The sequence below is a fragment of the Kitasatospora sp. NPDC057542 genome, from assembly GCF_042801945.1.
GTDB lineage: Bacteria > Actinomycetota > Actinomycetes > Streptomycetales > Streptomycetaceae > Kitasatospora.
The window spans coordinates 1-5,806 of the sequence record NZ_JBHVFE010000529.1 but is presented as its reverse complement, the minus strand read 5'-3'; the positions used below and the strand labels follow the sequence as shown (position 1 = coordinate 5,806).

At 73.6% G+C, this 5,806-nt stretch carries 4 protein-coding genes; 3 read left to right on the top strand and 1 reads right to left on the bottom strand.

All coding sequences use genetic code 11. The annotated features are described in order from the left end of the window. Positions 1-31: 31 nt before the first annotated feature. Positions 32-2,551, bottom strand: a complete 2,520-nt coding sequence (locus ACFU7Y_RS38620; RefSeq protein WP_380771150.1) for a YfhO family protein — start codon at positions 2,549-2,551, stop codon at positions 32-34. Between the two features lie 157 nt (positions 2,552-2,708). On the opposite strand from ACFU7Y_RS38620, the gene ACFU7Y_RS38615 reads away from it, so the two are divergent. The 3 genes from ACFU7Y_RS38615 to ACFU7Y_RS38605 all read left to right on the top strand — a co-directional run bounded on the left by ACFU7Y_RS38615 (position 2,709) and on the right by ACFU7Y_RS38605 (position 5,731). Next, positions 2,709-3,275, top strand: a complete 567-nt coding sequence (locus ACFU7Y_RS38615) for a Uma2 family endonuclease (RefSeq protein WP_224282274.1) — start codon at positions 2,709-2,711, stop codon at positions 3,273-3,275. 58 nt (positions 3,276-3,333) lie between these two features. Beyond that, positions 3,334-4,371: a 3-isopropylmalate dehydrogenase gene (locus ACFU7Y_RS38610; RefSeq protein ID WP_224282275.1), complete on the top strand. Its 1,038-nt coding sequence runs from the start codon at positions 3,334-3,336 to the stop codon at positions 4,369-4,371. A 247-nt stretch (positions 4,372-4,618) separates the two neighbouring features. Further along, complete coding sequence (locus ACFU7Y_RS38605; RefSeq protein ID WP_224282276.1) at positions 4,619-5,731, top strand: branched-chain amino acid aminotransferase; 1,113 nt, start codon at positions 4,619-4,621, stop codon at positions 5,729-5,731. Positions 5,732-5,806: the final 75 nt, after the last annotated feature.

Sequence of the window (5,806 nt, the reverse complement as noted above, 5' to 3'; positions counted from 1 at the left end):
CGGCCCACCGGGAGACCGGTGGGCCGCCCCGTCACGTTCCGGCGGTCTGCGCCACCCGGCGGCGGTCGCGGCGCGGGACGGGGGCGGGGCGGCGGGAGAGCCGGGCGAAGACGGCCACCAGGACGAGGACGGCGGCGGTGGCGGAGGTGACGGCGAGGCCCTCGGTGAGGCCGGGCGGGCGGAAGGCGCAGGCGATGCGGGACGCGCCGTCGCCCAGGGGGACGCCGATCATGCCGAGCACGGAGGTGGGGGCGGTGCGGCGGCCGCCGTCCACCGCGCAGGTCCAGCCCTCGGTGGCGGGGGCGGAGAGCAGCGCGGTGCCGGTGGAACCCGCCGGGAGGGCCGCGGTGAGGGTGTGTCCGCCGGCCTCCACCCGGGTGGCGCCGGTCGCGGTGAGACGGGCGACGGCGGCCTCCAGGGCGCCGGCCCGCAGACAGCCGATCGGTCGGGCGGGGACCTGGCTCACCACGTCCGACCGCAGCGTCACCCGGACCACCCCGTCCGCCGGGACGGTCCCCAGCCGGTGGATCGGCACGGCGGTGGTGGGCTGCTCGCCGTCGCTGCGGTACCGGGTGCCGAGGCCGCTGACCGTGCCCCGGTACCAGACCCCGTGGAAGTAGGCCGTCCCGCCCGGGGTGCAGGCGGCGGTGAACACGGTGCCCTCCTCTCCGCTCGGCACCGACCAGCCGCTGGTGCCGTGCAGGGTGGGCGTCGGCCCGCCCGCCGGGACGGGCAGCGGGGCGTCGTACACCTGGCTGCCGAGCAGCGACTCCTGCCGGGACCAGACCGAGGAGTTCTCCGGCCGGGCGCCCGGGGGCAGCACGGTGACCAGCGGCGGTGCGGCCGCCCGGACGGGGGTGAAGGCGCGCGGCGACGCGCCGGGCTCGGCGCCGTCGGGGTGAGTGTCGTCGAGGTGGGTGTCGTCGAGGTGGGTGCGGACGCCGAACAGCGCCTGTCCGACCGGGTCGGTGACGCTCGCGGTCTGCCGTCCGCCGGCCGTCCAGCCCGCACCGAGGTCGTGCAGCAGCAGGGCGGTGACGGTCGGCAGGTAGCTGCTGTAGTAGCCGCCGCCCTGGCCGTTGAGCAGCAGCGGGTCGTTGGGGGTGAAGGCGTGCGGGCCGGGGTCGCTGCGGCCCTGCGGCCAGTCCGCGGCCGCGCGCAGCACCGTGTGCCCGGCCCGGACGGCCGCCGGGGAGACACGGTCGGAGGGGGCCGCGCCGAGCGTCGCGTACCCGGACCAGACCGCGTTGCCCAGCACCGCGCCGCCGATCACCCAGGTGGCGAGGGTGTTCGCCCGGCGGTCGGGGTGCCGGCTGTCCAGCAGCCACAGCGCGGCCGACAGGACGGCCGCGCCGACGCCCAACAGCACCCAGGTGGCGGGGCGCACCGCGTGCCGGCCCGCCGCCAGGCCGGCGATCACCGCCACCACGGCGGCGCCGCCCAGCATGGTGAGCCGGTCCGGGCGGTGCGCCAGCGAGACCCAGCCGGCCAGCACCAGCAGCCCGCTGAGCACGAAGGCCACCCGGTACGGCCCGCCGACCGGGATCGCCAGGCCGTGCCAGACCAGCAGGGTCGGGGTCCACACGAAGCCGACCGCCACCACCGCCAGCGCCGCGCACCAGAAGGCGCGCTCCCGCAGCCGCACCCGCCGGTTGAACGGCAGCCCGCACACCACCAGCAGCCCGAAGACGCCGATCGCCACGTCCGGCAGCTGCTGCCCGCCGTGGGTGGCGGGCAGCAGCCGGGCGAGGTGGGCGCCGACCCCGGACGGGCCGAGCGGCTCGACCGGGGACTCCGGCTGGGCCCGGCGGGCGGCCAGGACCGCGACGAACAGCACGGGGGAGGCGAGCAGCACCCCGGCGGTGACCGTGGTGACGGCCCGGCCGATGGCCCGGACCCGGTGGCGGAACGGGCGCGGGGCGGCGAACAGCCGGACGGCGAACAGGAGTCCGGCCGCCAGGGTGGCCGGCGCGGCGGTGTACAGGTTGCCGGCCCAGGCGAGCGCGACGCACAGCGCGCCGGCCACCCAGTGCCGCTCGCGCAGGCACCAGTCGGCGGCCAGGCCGAGCAGCGGCAGCGAGACCAGGCCCCAGAGCCACATCGGGGCGGCACCGCCGAAGTCCAGCACCCAGGCGCACAGCCCGTACCCGACGGCGGCGAGCGCCCGCAGCCGGCGCGGGCCGGGGTGCAGACGGCCGAGCAGCCGGGTCATCAGGGCGGTGCCGAGGCCGATGGTGGCCAGGGTGACCAGCAGGACGGCGAGCCGGCCCTGGTCGCGGGGGAGGAGCGCGGTGGGCCAGGAGAACGGATTCATCAGGTAGGCGAAGAAGTCCGCCAGGAACGGGGCGCCGTAGCCGCTGTTCCAGTTGACCAGCAGGTCTCCGGCGGCCTGCCCGTGCAGCAGGTCCCACAGGTGCGCGTGGTACGGGACGGCGACCGCCTCCGCGCCGGCCGGCCACTGCCCGCGTGCCGCCGTCGCCAGCCCGTACCCGCCCATCGCCAGCCCCGCCGCACCCCCGCAGACCAGCACCTCCCGCCGCCGCTCGCCCATCCACACCCCGTTCCACCGGACCACTGCCGAACCCCGCCACCCTAAGCACGCCCCCGGCGCACCGTGCGCCACCCGCGCTCCCTCGAAGGAGTGGCGCCCGAGGAAGCTTTGCCGAGTAGCCTGAGAGGGCCGTCAGGATGCCCGTATGGGAGGAACCATGAGCATCGCGCCGTACCCCGACTGGATTCGGCCTCCTGCTGGTGGCTACACCGCAGAGGATCTTGACCGGCTGCCTGATCTCCCGCCGCACACCGAGCTGCTCGACGGGAGCCTGATCTTCGTGAGTCCGCAGACCGCGTTTCACATGCGCACCCTCCGTAGGCTGGAACGTGCCCTGGAAGGTGCCGTGCCGGAGGGGTGGGAGGTCTGGCGGGAGATGACGGTGCGGTTGGACCGTCGGAACCGTCCTGAGCCGGATCTCCTCGTGGTCGACGAGCGAGGAGTCACCGGCCCGAAGCAGACCTTCTGCGATGCGGAGTATGTGCTGCTGGCGGTCGAGGTCGTCTCCGAGGAGTCCGAGGAGCGTGACCGGGACACCAAGCCTCGAAAGTACGCGGCTGCGGGGATCAGGCATTTCTGGCGGGTGGAGAGCGACGACGACGGAAAACCGGTCGTCTATGTCTATGAACTCGATCCCTCCACACGCGGCTATGTGGTTGCGGGGATCTACCACAAGCAGCTGAAGGTCGACCAGCCGTTCGAGATCGAGATCGACCTGACCTGACCGTCCGCATGGTGGACGCCAGATGTCAGAACCTGGGACGGCGGAGTAGGGTCCGAGCATGTCTCGCACCATTCGTCTCGCAGTTGTCCCCGGTGACGGCATCGGCCAGGAAGTGGTGGCCGAAGGCCTCAAGGTCCTGGGTGCCGCGCTTCCCGCCGACGTGAAGCTGGAGACCACCGAGTACGACCTCGGGGCCCGGCGCTACCACCGGACCGGCGAGACGCTGCCGGACGACGTGCTGGCGGAGCTGAAGTCGCACGACGCGATCCTGCTGGGCGCCATCGGTGACCCGAGCGTTCCCTCGGGCGTGCTGGAGCGGGGGCTGCTGCTCAAGCTGCGGTTCGCCTTCGACCACCACATCAACCTGCGTCCGGGCCGGCTCTTCCCCGGGGTGCAGTCCCCGCTGGGCGGTCAGCCGGAGATCGACTTCGTGGTCGTCCGCGAGGGCACCGAGGGCCCGTACGTCGGCAACGGCGGCACGCTGCGCACCGGGACGCCGCAGGAGGTGGCCACCGAGGTCAGCCTGAACACCGCGTACGGCATCGAGCGCGTGGTGCGCGACGCCTACCGCCGGGCACAGGCGCGGCCGCGCAAGAAGCTCACCCTGGTGCACAAGAACAACGTGCTGGTGCACGCCGGGCACCTGTGGACGCGGATCTTCTCCGAGGTCGGCGAGGAGTTCCCCGAGGTCACCACCGACTACCTGCACGTCGACGCGGCGACCATCTTCTTCGTCACCCAGCCCGAGCGGTTCGACGTCATCGTCACCGACAACCTGTTCGGCGACATCCTGACCGACCTGGCCGCCGCCGTCACCGGCGGGATCGGCCTGGCCGCGAGCGGCAACATCAACCCGAGCGGCGAGTTCCCGTCGATGTTCGAGCCGGTGCACGGCTCGGCGCCGGACATCGCCGGCCAGGGCAAGGCCGACCCGACCGCCACCGTGCTGTCGGTCGCGATGCTGCTGGAGCACCTCGGCTTCGCCGCCGAGGCCGCCAAGGTCGAGGCCGCCGTCGCGGCGGACCTCTCCGAGCGCTCCGGCGCCCGCAGCACCTCCCAGGTCGGCGACGCGCTCGCCGCCCGAGTATCCGGCTGACGGGCCGGATCCGAGAGCGGAGTTCCGGCTGACGGGCCGGATCCGACAAGGTTTCCGGCCCGGCGGGCCGGACCGCATAACCGCAGCTTGCAGCCCTCGAAAATGGGCGGACAGCTGTTCGGCACGGCCCCCTGGATGCGAGTATCGACAGTGGGTCGTGCCGTTGTGCGTCCGTTTCGGCGACTTTCGCCGAAACGTATCTGCAGCGGTGGCGGCCCGGACCAACCCCACGGTGAAGGAAACAGCCATGAGCACGGCCACCCAGGCGCCCATCACGTTCGACCTCAAGCCCTCCGCCCAGCCCCTGCCCGCAGCGGAGCGCGAGGCCCGGCTGGCCAACCCCGGCTTCGGCCGGGTCTTCACCGACCACATGGTCACCATCCGCTGGACCGAGGGCGTGGGCTGGCACGACGCCCAGCTGGCGCCGTACGCGCCGCTGGAGATCGACCCGGCGAACATGACCCTGCACTACGGCCAGGCGATCTTCGAGGGCCTGAAGGCCTACCGCCAGGCCGACGGCTCCATCGCCACCTTCCGCCCGGAGGCCAACGCCGCCCGCTTCCAGGCCTCGGCCCGCCGCCTGGCCATGCCCGAGCTGCCGGTGGAGACCTTCGTCGAGGCCGTAGAGCTGCTGGTCCGCCAGGAGCAGGGCTGGGTGCCGAACGAGCCGGAGCAGAGCCTCTACCTGCGCCCGTTCATGTTCGCCACCGAGGTCGGCCTGGGCGTCCGCCCGGCCAACTCCTACCTCTTCATGATCATCGCCTCGCCGGCCGGCGCCTACTTCCAGGGCGGCATCAAGCCGGTCTCGGTCTGGCTGTCCAAGGAGTACGTCCGGGCCGCCCCCGGCGGCACCGGCGCCGCGAAGTGCGCGGGCAACTACGCGGCCTCGCTGGTCGCCCAGGCCCAGGCCGCCGAGAAGGGCTGCGACCAGGTGGTCTGGCTCGACGCCGCCGAGCACCGGTGGGTCGAGGAGATGGGCGGCATGAACCTGTACTTCGTCTTCGGCGAGGGCAAGGACGCCAAGATCGTCACCCCGGAGCTGTCCGGCGCGCTGCTGCCCGGCATCACCCGTGACTCGCTGCTCCAGCTGGCCACCGACCTCGGCTACGCGGTCGAGGAGCGCCGGATCTCCACCGACGAGTGGCAGCAGGGCAACGCCGACGGCACCCTCACCGAGGTCTTCGCCTGCGGTACCGCCGCCGTCATCACCCCGGTCGGCTCGGTGAAGTCCGCCGCCGCCGACTGGACGGTCGGCGCCGGCGAGCCCGGCCCGGTCACCATGGAGCTGCGCGAGGCACTGCTGTCGATCCAGGGCGGCCAGACCCCGGACACCCACCACTGGCTGCACAAGATCGTCTGATCGTCGCACCCCGGTCCGGCCCCGGCCGGTCCCGTCCGGCTCCCTCCGCCGCGTCCCGGCCCGCCCGTCCCGCAT